Below are 16489 nucleotides of genomic sequence, written 5' to 3' on the forward strand. Positions count from 1 at the left end.
GTTCCCTTACTTTTTCCGAAGAAGATACCGAATCAAAAAGGGTTGTTATGATAAAAACCTTTGAAAGTGAGTGGAGAAAAGAATATACTAGTAGCAGGGGATTGAAGAAAAATAATGGAGAAAGAGATATGGGGAAAATTGATGAAGTACGATTAGGATTTGAAACAGCATATATCGACGGTTCTGTTGTTTCAAACAATATATATAGACCAGAATTTGTATCCAATAATCACAAAGCAGGAAAGAAAGTATTCTCGTCTATTGAGGATGAGCTTTTGGCATGTGATAGCTTCTAGATAATGAATTAACGCTAAAAGTATTCTAGTATAGGAACGGGGAGGTTTCCTTCCCCCAAAATATTTTTCTAAAACTTACACATTTTACTTGACAAACCCGACTCAGAAAAGAAAATAGAAGAGAGGATATCGCTCAAAATCATCTAATCTGGTGGTTTTGCGATACCCTCTTTTAGGTTTATATGGATTTTAATACAAAATCTCTTCTGTATCAGTCGTTTGCAACTGCTTCTGCAAATTCTCTTTTGATTTCTGCAAGAAGTTCCGGATCATCCAGGATTTCCTTTCCTGCCATAGCCATCGCACAGACATTTACCATCAGTGCGTCCTTTGCCGGCTGCCGCAGTGTCGCTTCTCTGAATTCCACCGTATGAGTAGAATACACTTCACCCGGCGCCATAATGTTCCAGGAAGGATGAATAGTCGGGCAGACATGGCTCACATTTCCTACATCGGTAGAACCATTGGCTTCTCCCGCCTCTTCGATATCTGTAATGCCTACTTTTGCAAGATTTCTGCACAGACACTCCTGTAGCGCCCGGTTTGTCAGCAGATTGTCATTTCCTGTTTCAAACTCAGTAATTTTAAGCTCTGCTCCGGAAGCTTCGGCACCGGACCTTGCGCAGGCGCAGACTCTCTCCGCCAGATTTTCCAGATAAGATTTACTTGTCGCGCGCACATAGAATTCTGCACATGCGTATTCCGGAATCGTATTTGCGGCAGTGCCTCCGTCCTTTATAATTCCGTGAATTCTTGCAGTCGGCACAATCTGCTGCCTCAGAAGACCTATATTCACAAAGGTTGAGATACACGCATCCAAAGCATTGATTCCCTTTTCCGGTGCAGCCGCCGCATGAGCAGCCCTTCCGAAAAACTCAAAACGGAGTGCTTTCAGTGCAAAAGAGATGCCGCTCTTTACATTTGCACAGAAAGGATGAGAAATCAGTGCTACGTCCACATCATCGAAAGCACCGTCTTTAGAATATTTCACTTTTGCACCGTCAGTTTCTTCCGCAGGTGTGCCGATTACAACAATCCGGCCATGGGAATCTCCCATATGCTCCTTCAGATGAATTGCCGCTCCTGTGGAAAGAGTTCCCATAATGTTATGACCGCAGCCGTGTCCTACCTGCGGAAGCGCATCATACTCCGACAGATACGCAACTGTAGCACCCTCGCCCTTTACATATTCTGCGCGAAAGCCTGTTTCAATACCCAAATAACCGCGCTGCACTTGAAATCCATGCTTTTCCAAAAGTGCCGCATGCGCCGCAGAAGCCTTGTACTCCTCATATCCAAGCTCCGGGTTGTCATAAATATATCGGCTCAGCTCCAAAAGCTCTTCTTTTAATTTGTCATCAACACAATTCATAACTTTTCTCCTTGTTTAGAACGGACCGTAGTTGATTGCTGTAGCAATCATAATAAATACAGTCTCCAACGCCAAAAGGATTCCGCCCAGCGGCAGTACAAATTTATACCATTTGTCCATCGGCAGTTTCATCATACCGCACCATGTTGCAACAGAAGTCGGCCAAATCATATTGGAGAAGCCGTCTCCGAACTGATAAGCAAGAACTGCAACCTGTCTCGGAAGCTCTACCATATCTGCAATCGGAACCATAATAGGCATACTGGTTACAGCCTGTCCGCTTCCGGACGGAATGAAGAAGTTCAGCAGATTTTGCGTAATCAGCATCATAAAGGCAGACAGATACTTGTTGTTGGTATCCGCAATGCCTACAATAGCATTGGTAAAGGTATCTATAATCATACCGTCCTGCATTACCAGAAGAATGGTTTTCGCAACACCGCATACCAGCGCACCGAACATGATATCACGGCAGGCTTCAATAAAAATCTGCGCAATTTCACTGAAATTATATCCCTGAATCAGTCCGACCAGTATCATCATACCGAGGAAAAGACCGGCAATTTCATTGATGTACCAGCCCAGCTTGATTGCACCGAACATAATTAAAATTACAGTGATCAAAAACAGCAGCATGCTGATTTTATGTTTAACTGTGAACTCGGTTTTCATCAGTTCTTCTTCGGATAAACCTTCTGCACTGAGTTCCACATCTTTTACAATACTCAGTCTCGGCTCTTTCTGCACCTTTTTCGCATAACGCATCACATACCACATGGATACACACATAAATACTGCAAATACGATACATCTGAACCAAAGTCCTGAAAACATCGGAAGTTCCGCAATGGTATGAGCTACGCCTATTGTAAATGGATTAACTGTCGCAGATGCAAAACCTGTAATAACACCGACATATACCATAGCCCCGCCAACCAGAGCATCATATCGTAATGCCACGGCAATTCCCATAAATACCGGGATAAATCCGAAAGTTTCTTCGGTCATACCGAAAGTGGAGCCGCAAAGCCCAAAAATCAACATAAACAGCGGAATAATAAACATTTTATGTTCGTGCAGTTTTCTCAGCATCGCACCGACAGCAGCATCAAACGCTCCGCATTTCATCTGCATATACACAAAAGCATATGCGAAGAAAATAAAGAAAATAATACCGGAGGAGTCAATCATTGCCTCCTGTACAAGGGTCAGAAGTCTGAACAGTCCCACCGGATTTCCCTCCACTTCGTGATAGGATCCCGGTACAACCAGTGTTCTTCCTGATGCCTCATCTACAACTCTGTCAAATTCACCTGCAGGAACAATCCAGGTCAGGACTGCCATAATTACAATAATAATACCCAGAATAACATAAGTATGCGGGATTTTAAAAGGTTTCTTTTGCTTCTCTTTCATTTCTTGTTCCTTCCTAAATTAATTTTTGCATCCTGTTGTCTGCAAATGTGCTAAGCTGCCATAACGGCGCAAAAGTTCTGCATAATCTTCCTTGTCATAAAAACTGCACACACCTCTTCCGAAGTCTTTTGCCGTTTCCACAAGAAATCTTGCGGCAGCCTCCACATCAGCAAACTGTGTGGTTCCTGTTGCACACCCTGCAACAGCGCGTTCTGTTACAATTTGAAACTGCGATACCGCGATGATTGATAATTCGATTTCCTTTTGTAGTATCCACCGATACAATCGCATCCAACTCGTCAGACACTTCTTCTGCATTCACTTGTGCCATTTCCACCGGCGAATCCATAAACGGAACCGGTTCATGAGGTCTTGTAGGCGCATCGGGACAGATATGAGTGGAAATAATCACATCTCCTTCCAGATAATCTCCGTTCTTCTGCATATCCAGAAGTTTTGCCGCCGCAGAAAGTGCAGCCAGTGCCCCGTCTCCGTCAGAAACAAAACCGGTTACTTCAGGGCGGGCACCGAGTCCTCCCAAGCGACCGAGAAGTCCGATTGTCGGCGCATCCATTCCTTTACTCTTTCCTCTTGTTCCCGGAATCTTAATCCGTATCATATCAGTTTTTCCTTTCGGAGCATGTAAAGGATACACTGTTACATCTGCCTGCGGATTAACAGACAGCAGATATGCCTTCACTTTTTCATCATCATTTTCCTCCCTGTTTTTTTGTTACTTAAATTTTAGATATTTCTTTCATTTAAGTCAATATACGAAAAATCCGAATAGCATCGTTACTTTTGTGCTTTTTGCACAAATTTATTTAAAAAGTTATCTCCCTGCTGCAACTTCACAGAGTCATTACAAGTTAAATCTTTCATTCTTGGTCCTTTCTCTGAGGTATTGGTTACACCTTCAGTGTACAGGATAGAAAGAATAATGTAATGACTTTTTGGTTGTTCTCAATAAGCCACCAGGGGTTGATTTGGATGACCCCATTGTGGCTGCTTTTCCTTTGTAAAAACAGAATAAAACAATGAGCGAATACAGGGATAATATCCTGATTGAAGCATATAATATGTTTTAGAACAGAAAAATGTATCAGGTTGCAAAAATCTTTCCTGAAACCGGCTATACATATTGATTTGAAGGCTATGATATGGTAATGTAGAACAGAAAAATGTATTAGGTTGCAAAAATCTTTCCCGAGGAGGTTATCGTATGGAGATTCGTAGAGATTTTTACTTAGATAAATTGATTAGAAGAAAGAATAATGGTTTGATTAAGGTGATTACAGGTATTCGCAGATGCGGAAAGTCCTATCTGCTGAATAATATATTCTATAATCACTTGTTAGAGTCAGGTGTCCCTGCTGACCATATTATTCGTTTTGCTTTTGACTCCGCAGATGACTTGTATTTGATTGGCGAAAGTCTTATCAAGATTGAAAAAGAAAAACGTGGAGTTGATCCGGAGAAATTTATGGCATATATCCGTTCCCAAGTTACCACGGATGGAATGTATTATCTGCTTTTGGATGAAGTTCAGCTGATGGATTGCTTTGAATCTGTATTGAATGGTTATCTGCGTAAAGATAATATGGATGTATTCGTAACCGGAAGTAATGCAAAATTCCTGTCCAAAGATATTGTTACGGAGTTTGCCGGACGTGGAGATGAAGTCCATATGTATCCACTGAGTTTTTCGGAATTTATGTCTGTTTACAAAGGTGACAAGTATATGGGATTGTCTGAATATATGCTTTACGGAGGAATCCCACTGGTTGTTCTTCGTGAAGGTACCGGCGATAAGGCGACAGCATTGCAAAACCTGTTTAGCGAAATTTATATTCGGGATATTTTCAAACGTAACCGTATTAAAAATATTGGAGAACTGGAAGACCTGCTGAATATCCTTTCCTCTGCCATTGGTTCTCTGACCAATCCTGAGAAGTTGAAAAATACCTTTAAGACTGTAAAAAAGTCCAAAATCACTTCGAAAACGATCAAGAAATATCTGGATTGTTTTGAGGATTCTTTCCTTATTGAATTAGCGCAGAGATATGACATCAAGGGTAAGGCATATATTGAAACTCCAAAGAAATACTATTTCTCTGATCTTGGGCTTCGCAATGCAAGGATTAACTTCCGTCAGTTTGAGCAGACACATTCCATGGAGAATGTGATTTATAATGAATTACGTATGCGTGGATACAGCGTGGATGTTGGCGTTGTTACCATTGCGGAGAAAGACCAGGAAGGAAAGGTAACTCGTAAACAGCTGGAAGTTGATTTTGTATGCAATCTCGGTTCTTCCAGATATTATATCCAATCAGCTTATTCATTACCTGATGAAGCGAAACGTACTCAGGAAATCAGACCGTTTAGAAAGATAGACGATTCTTTCAAGAAGATTGTTATTACAAAAGATATTGTACAGCCGTACTATGATAACTATGGTATTTTGACCGTGAATATCTATGATTTCCTTCTTGACCCGCAAATTCTTGAAAAATAATACAATGTAAACTCTTGTTGCGGATATGTAAAGCTGATGTGGTGGAGTTTCTTGGTAGTGTTATCTACAATGAAACCATAGAAGCAAAGGAGGTTTTTAAATGAAGCTATCAGATAAAATTATCGGATTAAAGAAATCTAATGGGATGTCGCAGGAAGATTTGGCTGAAAAGCTGGATGTTTCAAGGCAAGCTATTTCTCGTTGGGAGTCAGGGACTGCGATGCCTGATGCAAATAACATTCTTCAACTCAGCAAGCTGTTTGGTGTTACAACAGATTACTTACTGAACGAGGATTACCAAAGTGACAATGATTTGCCAAAAGTAAAAGAAGTTCAAAACGATAATCTTGGTCAGATTATGATCTATCTGGTGACACTTGAAGTGATGATACTTTTGATGCAGTTTATGACAACGTTCATTCTTCAAAATGTGTTTTTTGCATTTCTAAGTTTCCTGCCGTTTGTTGCAGCCATTGGCGGGTTTGAATATACGTATCAGAAGAAAGTATCCAGCGCAACAGAAAAAACGAAAAACTTTCGCAGAAAATTCTATAAAATTTCTGCATGGTTGGGTCTTTATTTCCTAATTAGATTTATCGTAAGCGTTGCGGTAAGCTTCTATCCTCGCCCATACAATACCTTGGTGTTAGAGGTTATTATTTTAGTAATCTATATTGCAGCGGCAACTTGTACTAATCTTTTAATAGACAAAAGCCAAAGGAAATAATTAGTGGTATAAGGAACTGGGAAAGGCACTTCACAGCCGGATTTATCATAAGATAAGATAAATCCGCCCGTGAGGTGCCTTTTTTGAAGACGTTTCCGCAACCATTAGAGGCAGAAGAGGAGCAGTATTACTTGCAGAGGCTGAAAGAGGGCGATGGGCAGGCGCGCGATATTCTGGTGGAGCGCAATCTCCGCCTGGTGGCGCATATTGTAAAAAAATACCAGGGAACAGGGGAGGAAACGGAGGATTTGATATCCATCGGGACCATTGGGCTTATCAAAGCTGTGACGACCTTCGACAGCGGGAAGGGGTCAAGGCTTGCAACCTACGCGGCACGGTGTGTGGAGAATGTTATCCTATCATAAACGCGTTTCAGGTGGCAAAAGATGTACCTGTGGGTAACGGGCAGCTATGCTGGCTGGGCTATATCAGATTCCGGTGGAGGATTTGCTGGACGAATATACTCAATTCCTGTATACGGGGCAGGGAAGGTTGATAAGAGAGTATCGGGAAAGGCTGGGACTTCAGAAGAAACCGTTTGCGAGACAGCTTGGAATTGATCCGAGAACGCTCAGAGGGTGGGAAAACGAAACGATACGGGTAAAGAGGGGATCATGGGAGAGGTATTTTAAAGAAAGCATTGAAATATCTTAAAAATGTTGTTAGGATTATAAATGAAAATGTAGTATAATAAAGTGAATGAAGTTTGGAGAGGTGAAAATGGAACAGGTTATTTCAAAAGAAATTTTGGACGAGTTATCCTATACGTCCACTTTGGGACAAAGCTTAAAACAGATTTCACTAAGCCAGACACCTCTGGAAAAAATAATTCAGGATATTGGAAAATATAGAGCAAACTATGTGGATATTCTGATTCAGGAAAATTTGATTGGATCTCGTTTTAAAAGCGACGATTCTATTTACAGAAAGTATGAAAAAACCTTAAGAAATCACGGTGGATTTAAACAGTGCTTCAATGATGTGTTAGGGTTTCGATTACGCATGGATGAATATCCGCTGAGCTTTCCAGAATATTTTAGAGTGGTAGATTTGAGAAAAGGGAAAAAGGTAGACGATGGATATCGGGCAATACATTTATATTATCAAAGAGATAATCTGGCCTATCCGATAGAGATACAGCTTTGGTGCGGTGATGATTTCAAGTTTAATGTATGGAGCCATCGGTACATCTATAAGTATGATACCGCTGAAATTGGAAGAATGATGTATCAGAGTTATAAGGCAGGTATGATACAGAATGAAGAGGAGTTTGTAGAACAGTTGAAAAAATTGAGAGGTGAGCAGAATGGGAGATAAAAAAATCTATGTAATTGCAAAGATTTTTGACAAGCAGGGTTGCATAGCCTACAGTTGCAAAACACCGAATGAGGCAAGATGTCTGCCGGGAACATTGGAAGCGATTCGGGCAGAAGGGGTGCAGATAGTAGTACTGGATTCACCGGATATTTATCCAGAGTATGCACCATATGAATATATAGAGGATATGAAAGAATATATCGATCGGGTTTCAAAACTGAATGTTGCATAAGAAAAAGTAAGGGGCTGTCGCAAAATCATCAAAAACAGATGATTGAGCGGCAGCCTCTTACTTTTTCCGGAGAAGATACCGAATCAAAAAGGTTTGTTATGATAAAAACATTTGAAAGTGAGCGGGGAAAAGAATATACTAGTAGCAGGGGATTGAAGAAAAATAATGGAGAAAGAGGCTTCCGGCAGATGTATTGTTGCTTGAAAAGGTTCGAATGAATCTATAGGTATGGTAGGAGTACTTCACAGCTGTCATTACGACGCAGCTTCAAAAAGTGGAAAGGGCATAATTCATGAGTTTGAAAAATGTTTTGATTATTGTGGACGATATCGAAGAGTCTATAAAATTTTATGAGGAACTGTTTGGACTGCGTGTGGTTACAAGACTGGAAGGCAATGTAATTATGTCAGAGGGACTGGTATTGCAGGATGCGGATGTATGGTACGACAGTACAAAAATACATACCGTACCATATAACAACAGGACAGAACTTTATTTTGTAGATCATGATATAGAGGGTATCATAAAGAAACTGGAGACTGGCCGAGAGGTTGTAACTTATGTTACAGAATTGATGGAGCTGGAGGGCGGACAGAAGCTTGTAAGATTTTATGATCCATCGGGAAACCTGATTGAGGTTCGAACACCTGTGAATTACAAAGAATGACAGAATTGAGGGCAAGGGATGCAGATATTTGTGGATGCAGATGCGTGTCCGGTAGTAGGTATTGTAGAGAAAATAGCAGAGAAATACAACATATCAACCACATTGCTGTGTGATACGAACCATGTGCTGACTTCTGATTATAGCGAAGTAATTGTTGTCGGAGCAGGAGCAGATGCCGTAGATTATAAGTTGATTAGCATTTGCCATAAAGGTGATGTTGTAGTATCGCAGGACTATGGGGTAGCTGCTATGGCTCTTGGAAAAGGTGCGTATGCTATTCACCAATCCGGTAAGTGGTATACGAACGAAAATATCGACCAGTTGCTTATGGAGCGGCACCTGAATAAGAAGGCAAGACGAAGTTCTCATAAGAATCATCTGAAAGGACCGAGAAAGCGTACAGAAGATGATGATATACGCTTTACCAAGTCTTTTGAAAAACTTTTACGGATGATACAGAATGGAAGATAGAAAAGTGGAATAACCTTGATGAGGCTAATTTATCAAAGAAAATAAATCGTACTGGCCCAAATCAACTGGGAAAGGCACTTCACGGTCGGATTTATCATAAGATAAGATAAATCCGCCCGCGAGGTGCCTTTTTTGAAGACGTTTCCGCAACCATTAGAGGCAGAAGAGGAGCAGTATTACTTGCAGAGGCTGAAAGAGGGCGATGGGCAGGCGCGCGATATTCTGGTGGAGCGCAATCTCCGTCTGGTGGCGCATATTGTAAAAAAATACCAGGGCACAGGGGAAGAGACGGAGGATTTGATATCCATCGGGACCATCGGGCTTATCAAGGCTGTGACGACCTTCGACAGCGGGAAGGGGTCAAGGCTTGCAACCTATGCAGCACGGTGTGTGGAGAATGAACTCCTGATGTACTTCCGCTCCAAAAAGAAAACCGCCCGGGAAACTTCCTATTATGATCCCATCGGCACGGACAAAGAGGGCAATGAAATTCATCTTTTAGACATCATGGAGAGCGGGGAACGGGACGCGTTTTCCAGGGTCTGTCTCAAGGAGGACAGCCGGAAGCTTTATGGGCTGCTTTCGGAGATCCTGACCGAGCGCGAACGGACTGTGCTGGTGATGCGCTACGGCCTCTATCATGGAAAGGAGTACACCCAGCGTGAGATCGCGGCGAAGCTTGGAATCTCACGGTCCTACATCAGCCGGATCGAGAAAAACGCCCTGCTGAAGCTGCGGGAATATTTTCCGCAGGAATAACTTGATCTGCCAGAGCAGTCCGCTTATAATAGAAGCGACAAATGCCGGATACACAAAAGAGGGGAGAAAAGCCGGATATGGTGAAAATAGGTTTTTGTGACGACGATCTGTCCGTGTTGAAGGAACTGCAGATTCTGGTAGATCAGTATCGCGTGGAGAATAACAGAGAGATAGAGTATGCGGCCTTTCAGAGTCCCCTGGAGCTTCTGGCGGAGCTGGAGAAAGGTATGCATTTCGACATCCTGTTTCTGGATGTTCTGATGCCCGGCCAGAGCGGCATGGACGCGGCCAGGGAAATCCGGGAGATTGATACGGCGGTGAAAATTATTTTTCTGACCTCTTCGGCGGAGTATGCGGTGGAATCCTATACGGTGGGCGCATACTTTTATCAACTGAAGCCCATCTGGAAGGAGAGTTTCTACCGTTTGATGGATTCGGTCATTTCCGAGTGTAAAAAAGCGGAGCAGAAGAGTCTGATTATGCGTTGTAAGACCGGAATTACAAGGATTGATCTGGAAAAACTGGTTTACTGCGAGGTCAGAGGCCGAACCCTTCTCTTCTATATGAAGGATGGTCAGACGCTGGAGAGCCAGGGGCGGCTGGATGAACTGGCCGGACAGCTGGGCGCCTATGGAAATTTTCTGCGTCCGCACCGTTCCTATCTCATCAATATGGATTATATTGGGAACCTTTCGTTCAAGAGTATTGTGATGCAGAATCAGGAAGAAATTCCCATTCCCCATGGTAAATATTCGGATATCAAGAACCACTATCTGGAATATCTGTTTGACCGTCAGCAGGTAGTGATTTAAAAAGGAAGATTGAAAGCAGATTCAGGGCGATTCATGTCGAATCGCTCTTTTTTTTGTCAAATCAGGTACACTGAAATCAGAAAGCGGCAGAGCCGCAGAAAAAACGGGAAAAGGAGAAATTGTTATGAAGAAGAGAGTATTAGCACTGATTTTAGGTACCATGTTAGTTCTGTCCCTGGCAGCCTGCGGAGGATCTGACGACGCAGCAGAGGCTGATACAACAGCTACCGAGGAGGCCGCAGACACCGAGGAAGATACTGAGGATGTCGAGGAAGCAACGGATGAGACAGCAGAGGATACAGAATTCGCGGAAGGCGACGACGGTCCTCTCTGGAGTATCGATATGATGACTGAGCCGGTCGATGTGGCAGATACTACCTGGAGCTTCACGGGCGGCTGCGTGGACGGCGAAGAGCTGACTGATGAGGAGATTGCGGCGTCACTGGAGCAGTATGGCGGAAAACTGGAATTTGTGTTTAATGCAGACGGCACAGCCAAGATGGTACAGGGTGGCGGAGAAATGGACGGCACCTACGAGGCTGACAGCACCGGATACGGCGTATACTTTGATAACAATGGCAGTGAACTTAGATATTATTGCGCATTTGCGCAGCAGGATGACGGCAGCGTCGTAATGATTGCTTTGTCTGATACAACCGGTTACAACGGACTGTATTTCATGCAGTAAATAAAAATCTGAATCCGGACAGCGGATGCGGCTTAGTCCGCATCCGCTGCTTTTAAATTCAGAAACACTGTATCTGTAAGGGCTGTCTGGAACAGGTTCGACAGGAAAGGTAATGAAATGTATGGAAATAGGAATTATTGTGGCATTGCTGGCCATTTTACTTGCTGTCTGGCTGATTTCCGTGCAGCGAAGACTAGTCGTGCTGGACGAGAATATAAAAAATGCCATGAGCCAGATTGGAGTACAGCTTTCGTCCTGGTATGACGCGACGTTAGCTCTTCTTGAACTGACGGAAGCCTATGATGCGGCTATGGGGGAAAAGGCTGACCGGCTTCGGGCAGAGCGTGGCATGGTTACGGCGGAGAGCGATCCGGCTCAGGCGGCCGGACAGGAACGACTGCTTTCGGAGATCCGGCAGGTACTGCAGGCGATCGCGGAGCAATATCCGAAGGTACAGGAAGAACCGGGTTATCGTAAATATCTGAATGCCGCGGAGAGCTACGAAAAAATGCTGCATACCAGCGGACTGATCTACAATGACACTGTATCGAAATATAACGGAACCATACGGCTGTTTTCGGTAAATGTGGCGGCCCGACTGCTGCATTTTCATAAAAAAGCCTATCTGGAAATGGGATAACAGGAGGAAATCTATGGGATTATTCAGCAATCATAAAAAAGTATGTCCAATCTGTGGCAATCCGACCCCGCGTCTGCTGCCCACAAAGATCGAGGACATGCCTATCTGCAAGGAATGTGACAGGAAAATCGATCTGCCGGACGGCGCAGTGAATGAGATGAACCTGGCACGGTTCCGGGAGTACCTGACCTTTTATGACAACAATCAGACCCTGCGGGACACCTTTACCGAGACCTGGCGTTACGATTTCGGTTTCGGCGGCGGAAGCCTGCTTCTCGATACCGATCACAGGCTGCTGCGCCTGAGAGATGACGAGCGGGCGCTGGTGTTCGAAGCGTCTGCGATTAAATCCTTTACCATTAAGGAAGACAGCACGACGATCTACGCCAGCGGAAAGGAAAATCTGAAATGTCATGAAAGCGACGCGCCGGAGAGAGCCCGTTCCATGTCGAAATTGATCGAGCAGTTCCTGCTGCAGCGGCAGGAATTCCAGTGGATGCTGCAGCGGCAGGATGCGGCGGAGCGTCAGCGTACCCGCAGCGGCAGTCCCATGCCCACGGTCATTGGCAATGAACCGCGGCGTCTGACCACACTGGACGCTCCCACTTTCGACGCCAAGGGCCCGGTCTCTAATTTTAAAATTACTATCAGCTTCCAGCATCCCTACTGGGGAAAAGTGAACTGGAAGGTGGATGGCCCGTCCTTTGACCGGGATCAGCCCAGCGTGGAAGAATATCTGGAAAAATATGAGAAGAAAGAGAAAAAGCTTCACACGCTGGCTAAAAAACTGATGAAAATGATGAATCCGGCCGCGAAGGAGGAATGGGTATGAGAAAAAAATGGATAGCGTTATTTTTATCCTGCGCTCTGACGTTGTCTCTGTGTGCCTGTGGAGATGATACCGGGGAGGAACAAACGCAAACGGCGAGCGCGGCTTCCGGGGAAGAGGGGACCTGGTCCGTCTACTGGTATTTGTGTGGAAGCGATCTGGAGTCGGGCGGCGGCTTTGCCACCGGTGATCTGGCGGAGCTTATGGAAGTAGAACTTCCGGAAAATGTAAATGTGGTCATTGAGACCGGCGGCGCGAACGAGTGGCAGAACGACGTGGTAGACGCGTCCAAGCTGCAGCGCTGGGTCTATAACAGCGAAGGCCTGAATCTGGTGGATGAGCAGCCTTCGGCCAGCATGGGAGAGGCAGAAACGCTGGCTGATTTCCTGAGCTTTGCGAGGAGCAATTATCCGGCGGAAAAGACCGCGGTGGTATTCTGGAATCACGGTGGCGGCTCTGTATCGGGAGCATCCTTTGATGAAATATACGGTTACGATTCGCTGACTCTGGATGAGATGTACGCGGCATTTTCCAGTATCTGGGATCCCTCCGAGGAAAATCCGCCCCTGGAGCTGATCGGCTTTGACACCTGCCTGATGGCGACCGTGGACGTGGCCAATGCTTTCTCAGACCTTGCTCATTATCTGGTGGCTTCCGAGGAGACAGAACCGGCCAATGGCTGGTATTATTCCCAGTGGGTGGGCGCTCTGGCAGAGAATCCTGATATGGATGGCGAGGAGCTGGGTAAGATTATCTGTGACGCCTACTATGCAGGCTGTGAAGAGGTTGGCACCCAGGATAACACGACATTGTCCCTGACTGATTTGACCAGGGTGGGACCGCTTCTGGATGCTTATGAGACCTTCGGCGCGGAGGCTCTGTCTGCAGCCTGCACCGATCCGGGCTTTTTCTCCCAGTTTGCCCGGGCAGCTGTACAGAGTGAGAACTATGGCGGGAATACGAAGGAGCAGGGATACACGAACATGGTGGATCTGGGCCATATGGCCCGTCAGAGCGCCGATATGCTGGGATCTGCTCAGAGTGTGCTGGACGCCCTGGATGATTGCGTGCTCTACCGGGTGGGCGGTCCGTACCGGAGTGAGGCGACCGGTCTGTCCTGCTATTATTCCTACAATGGCGACGTGGATGATTTCAACGGCTACGCGGGCATTGGCGCAGGCCTTGCCTTTAAGTATTTCTATGCCTATGAGCTGACTGGCGAGTTGGATGACTCTGGTATGGAATACATCGCGGATATGGATTTCACAGAGCTTCCGAAGGTGGAGAACCTGCTGAGCACAGACTGGGACGGCAAGGCTCTGGATGTGAACGGGGACGGCGTATCCTACCTGACCCTGGGGCCGGAGGCTGACGATATCCTGGCAGGTATCGGCTTCTCTCTCTACTATGTGGATGAGGAAAATGATGTGATGCTGCTTCTGGGTACCGACAACGACATGGAAGCAGACTGGGACAACGGTATCTTCTATGACAATTTCCGGGGCGTCTGGGGAAGCATCGACGGCAACCTGGCTTACATGGAACTGAGTTACGAGAGTGAGGATTACAACCTGTACGCAGTACCGGTTCTGTTAAATGGCGAAGCCTATAATTTGCAGGTAGCCTATGATTTTAACACAGAAGAGTGGAGTATCCTGGGCGCGCGCCAGGGCATCGATGACAATGGTATGGCGGACAAGGAGCTGCGCCTGTTGGAAGAAGGCGATGAGCTGACGACCATCTGGTATATGGCTACAGCCAGCGGCGACGATGAATTTGAGGCTTATACTGTCGATACCTTTACAGTGACAGCCGATACCTCCTTCGGGGAAATCGAACTGCCGGACGGCTCCTATTCGATGGTTTATGAAATGCGGGACGCCATGGACAATTACGCGTATTCCGATGCAGTTTTCTTTGACTGCGCCGGAGGCAAAATTGCCACGACCGTATACGAATAAAGACAGAGAAAGACGGCTGCGCTGTGGCGCGGCCGTACTTTTACGCGAGCAAAATTCGCGAAAGCGTATTTTACTCGTTGTATACTTTGCTGAAAAAACTAAAAAAAGTATAAAACAGCGGATTTTTCCGCGAAAATGCGGTATGCTTTAGGTCAGATCATTCCGGGTTTCTCCGGATTTTCCATTTTTACAGAAGAAAAAGAGAATAGAGAAAAAGATGGGAGAGGAAACGATTTGTTTTGTAAGGTATTATCGGCGGCCATCGGCGGCGTAGAAGGCTATCCGGTTCGGGTGGAGGCGGATGTGAGCGAAGGTATGCCGGTCTTTCTGATGGTGGGTTATCTGTCCTCCGAGGTGCGGGAGGCTGCAGACCGGGTACGGACAGCCCTCCGTAATACGGGATATCCGCTGCCACCCAAGCGCATTACTGTGAATCTTGCTCCGGCCAGCATCCGAAAAGAAGGATCCAGATTTGATTTGGCAGTGGCGGCAGCGGTTCTGGGTTCCATGGAGAAGATTCCGGCGAAAAATCTGGAAGGTCTGATGATTGTGGGTGAGCTGAGCCTGAGTGGTCAGGTGTTGGGCGTATCCGGCGTACTGGCATTGGTGGAAACGGCAAAGGCATTGGGGCTTCATCGCTGTATTGTACCGGCGGTAAATGCCAGGGAGGGCGCAGTGTTTCAGGATATCGAGGTCGTGGGTGTGTCGAAACTGGAAGAGCTGATAAAGATTCTACAGCATCCGGAGCAGGCGGAAAAGACCGTGGTAGATGTGGAGGCGTTATTTACCGGTCAGGGGGAACGGAACGTGAGTCAGGAGGATTTTGCCCAGATTCACGGCCAGGCCGGGGTGAAACGGGCGGCGGAGATTGCGGCCGCAGGCATGCACAATTTCCTCATGATCGGCCCGCCCGGCTCAGGTAAAACCATGATAGCCAGACGCATCCCGGGGATCCTGCCTCATTTATCTCTGGAAGAAAGTCTGGAGATTACAAAAATATACAGTATTGCGGGATTGCTGCCGGAGCGGGAGTCTCTGCTTTTACGGCGTCCTTTCCGATCGCCCCATCATACGACCACGGCGGAAGCTCTGGCCGGAGGCGGCCGGGTGCCGGGCCCCGGGGAAGTGTCCCTTAGTTCCAAAGGAATTTTGTTCTTAGATGAGTTACCGGAATTTCGCCGGACAGCCCTGGAGATATTGCGTCAGCCTCTGGAGGAGAAGCGGATCTGTATCAGTCGGACGGCGGGCACCTACACCTTTCCGGCGGATTTCATGCTGGTGGCGGCCATGAATCCCTGTTCCTGCGGTTATTATCCCGATCGGAACCGCTGTAAATGCGCCCAACAGGACGTGGTCCGGTATCTTGGCAAGCTGTCCCAGCCGTTGCTGGATCGCATAGATATTTGCGTCAATGTGTCGCCGGTGAGCTATGAGGATCTGCAGGAGCAAAAGGAAGGAGAATCCACGGCTGAGATCCGCGCGCGGGTGGAGCGGGCCCATGAGCTGCAAAAAGAGCGCTACCGGGGATTGAAGGTCCGGTTTAACGCCCAGCTTGGCGCAGGCGATACGGAAACATACTGCGGTCTGGGGAAAAAGGAAAAAGTGTTGCTGGGCGACGCTTTTGATGCATTAAATTTAAGCGCCCGGGCATATCATAGGATTGTCCGGGTGGCCAGAACCATTGCGGATCTGGAAGGAAAAGAGAAGATAGAAGAAGGGCACATTCTGGAGGCGCTGGGATATCGGCCGCCGGATCGGAACCTGTGGATGAAAGGGGCGTAACA

General features: G+C 46.2%; 17 protein-coding genes and 2 pseudogenes. 16 read left to right on the forward strand and 3 right to left on the reverse strand.

The features are described from left to right. Nucleotides 1-47: 47 nt before the first annotated feature. The gene (locus OCV63_RS04530; protein WP_262670637.1) at nucleotides 48-296 is read left to right on the forward strand and encodes a hypothetical protein; all 249 of its coding nucleotides are present in this window, start codon (nucleotides 48-50) and stop codon (nucleotides 294-296) included. A 211-nt stretch (nucleotides 297-507) separates the two neighbouring features. Here the strand turns inward: OCV63_RS04530 and OCV63_RS04535 are convergent, their stop codons facing one another. The 3 genes and pseudogenes from OCV63_RS04535 to OCV63_RS04545 all read right to left on the reverse strand — a co-directional run. After that, the gene (locus OCV63_RS04535) at nucleotides 508-1668 is read right to left on the reverse strand and encodes a M20 family metallopeptidase (RefSeq protein WP_158362354.1); all 1161 of its coding nucleotides are present in this window, start codon (nucleotides 1666-1668) and stop codon (nucleotides 508-510) included. Nucleotides 1669-1683: 15 nt separating this feature from the next. Further along, the gene (locus tag OCV63_RS04540; protein ID WP_158362356.1) at nucleotides 1684-3084 is read right to left on the reverse strand and encodes a YfcC family protein; all 1401 of its coding nucleotides are present in this window, start codon (nucleotides 3082-3084) and stop codon (nucleotides 1684-1686) included. 18 nt (nucleotides 3085-3102) lie between these two features. Further along, nucleotides 3103-3790 (reverse strand): annotated as a pseudogene (locus tag OCV63_RS04545) (DUF1177 family protein); the annotation flags it as partial. A 516-nt stretch (nucleotides 3791-4306) separates the two neighbouring features. Between OCV63_RS04545 and OCV63_RS04550 the strand changes: the two are divergent. The 15 genes and pseudogenes from OCV63_RS04550 to OCV63_RS04620 all read left to right on the forward strand — a co-directional run bounded on the left by OCV63_RS04550 (nucleotide 4307) and on the right by OCV63_RS04620 (nucleotide 16487). Beyond that, the gene (locus OCV63_RS04550) at nucleotides 4307-5602 is read left to right on the forward strand and encodes an ATP-binding protein (RefSeq protein WP_158362358.1); all 1296 of its coding nucleotides are present in this window, start codon (nucleotides 4307-4309) and stop codon (nucleotides 5600-5602) included. A 100-nt stretch (nucleotides 5603-5702) separates the two neighbouring features. Beyond that, nucleotides 5703-6329 (forward strand): helix-turn-helix domain-containing protein, encoded by a 627-nt coding sequence (locus OCV63_RS04555; RefSeq protein ID WP_158362360.1) that lies wholly within the window; start codon nucleotides 5703-5705, stop codon nucleotides 6327-6329. 83 nt (nucleotides 6330-6412) lie between these two features. Next, a pseudogene (locus OCV63_RS04560) lies at nucleotides 6413-6688 on the forward strand (sigma-70 family RNA polymerase sigma factor); the annotation flags it as partial. Between the two features lie 88 nt (nucleotides 6689-6776). Continuing rightward, on the forward strand, nucleotides 6777-6983 hold the full coding sequence (locus OCV63_RS04565; RefSeq protein WP_262670638.1) for a helix-turn-helix domain-containing protein: 207 nt from the start codon (nucleotides 6777-6779) through the stop codon (nucleotides 6981-6983). A gap of 66 nt (nucleotides 6984-7049) precedes the next feature. After that, nucleotides 7050-7646, forward strand: a complete 597-nt coding sequence (locus OCV63_RS04570) for a nucleotidyltransferase family protein (RefSeq protein WP_158362366.1) — start codon at nucleotides 7050-7052, stop codon at nucleotides 7644-7646. Next, on the forward strand, nucleotides 7636-7878 hold the full coding sequence (locus tag OCV63_RS04575) for a DUF6718 family protein (RefSeq protein WP_158362368.1): 243 nt from the start codon (nucleotides 7636-7638) through the stop codon (nucleotides 7876-7878). The genes OCV63_RS04570 and OCV63_RS04575 overlap by 11 nt, the downstream gene beginning before the upstream one ends. A gap of 292 nt (nucleotides 7879-8170) precedes the next feature. Beyond that, a complete protein-coding gene (locus OCV63_RS04580; RefSeq protein WP_158362370.1) occupies nucleotides 8171-8545 on the forward strand; it encodes a VOC family protein in 375 nt (124 codons plus the stop codon). Nucleotides 8546-8563: 18 nt separating this feature from the next. Continuing rightward, the gene (locus tag OCV63_RS04585; protein ID WP_158362372.1) at nucleotides 8564-9016 is read left to right on the forward strand and encodes a YaiI/YqxD family protein; all 453 of its coding nucleotides are present in this window, start codon (nucleotides 8564-8566) and stop codon (nucleotides 9014-9016) included. Between the two features lie 132 nt (nucleotides 9017-9148). Further along, nucleotides 9149-9775 (forward strand): RNA polymerase sporulation sigma factor SigK, encoded by a 627-nt coding sequence (sigK, locus tag OCV63_RS04590; RefSeq protein WP_158362374.1) that lies wholly within the window; start codon nucleotides 9149-9151, stop codon nucleotides 9773-9775. Nucleotides 9776-9852: 77 nt separating this feature from the next. Beyond that, nucleotides 9853-10587, forward strand: a complete 735-nt coding sequence (locus tag OCV63_RS04595; RefSeq protein ID WP_158362376.1) for a LytR/AlgR family response regulator transcription factor — start codon at nucleotides 9853-9855, stop codon at nucleotides 10585-10587. 124 nt (nucleotides 10588-10711) lie between these two features. Further along, nucleotides 10712-11275, forward strand: coding sequence for an isomerase (locus OCV63_RS04600; RefSeq protein WP_262670639.1), 564 nt, complete (start codon nucleotides 10712-10714; stop codon nucleotides 11273-11275). Nucleotides 11276-11396: 121 nt separating this feature from the next. Then, nucleotides 11397-11915, forward strand: coding sequence for a LemA family protein (locus tag OCV63_RS04605; RefSeq protein WP_262670640.1), 519 nt, complete (start codon nucleotides 11397-11399; stop codon nucleotides 11913-11915). A 13-nt stretch (nucleotides 11916-11928) separates the two neighbouring features. Beyond that, complete coding sequence (locus OCV63_RS04610; protein ID WP_158362380.1) at nucleotides 11929-12747, forward strand: hypothetical protein; 819 nt, start codon at nucleotides 11929-11931, stop codon at nucleotides 12745-12747. Next, on the forward strand, nucleotides 12744-14705 hold the full coding sequence (locus OCV63_RS04615) for a clostripain-related cysteine peptidase (RefSeq protein ID WP_262670641.1): 1962 nt from the start codon (nucleotides 12744-12746) through the stop codon (nucleotides 14703-14705). The genes OCV63_RS04610 and OCV63_RS04615 overlap by 4 nt, the downstream gene beginning before the upstream one ends. 234 nt (nucleotides 14706-14939) lie before the next feature. Beyond that, nucleotides 14940-16487, forward strand: a complete 1548-nt coding sequence (locus tag OCV63_RS04620) for a YifB family Mg chelatase-like AAA ATPase (protein ID WP_262670642.1) — start codon at nucleotides 14940-14942, stop codon at nucleotides 16485-16487. Nucleotides 16488-16489 lie beyond the last annotated feature (2 nt).

Source organism: Laedolimicola ammoniilytica (assembly GCF_025567165.1).
Lineage (GTDB): Bacteria > Bacillota > Clostridia > Lachnospirales > Lachnospiraceae > Laedolimicola > Laedolimicola ammoniilytica.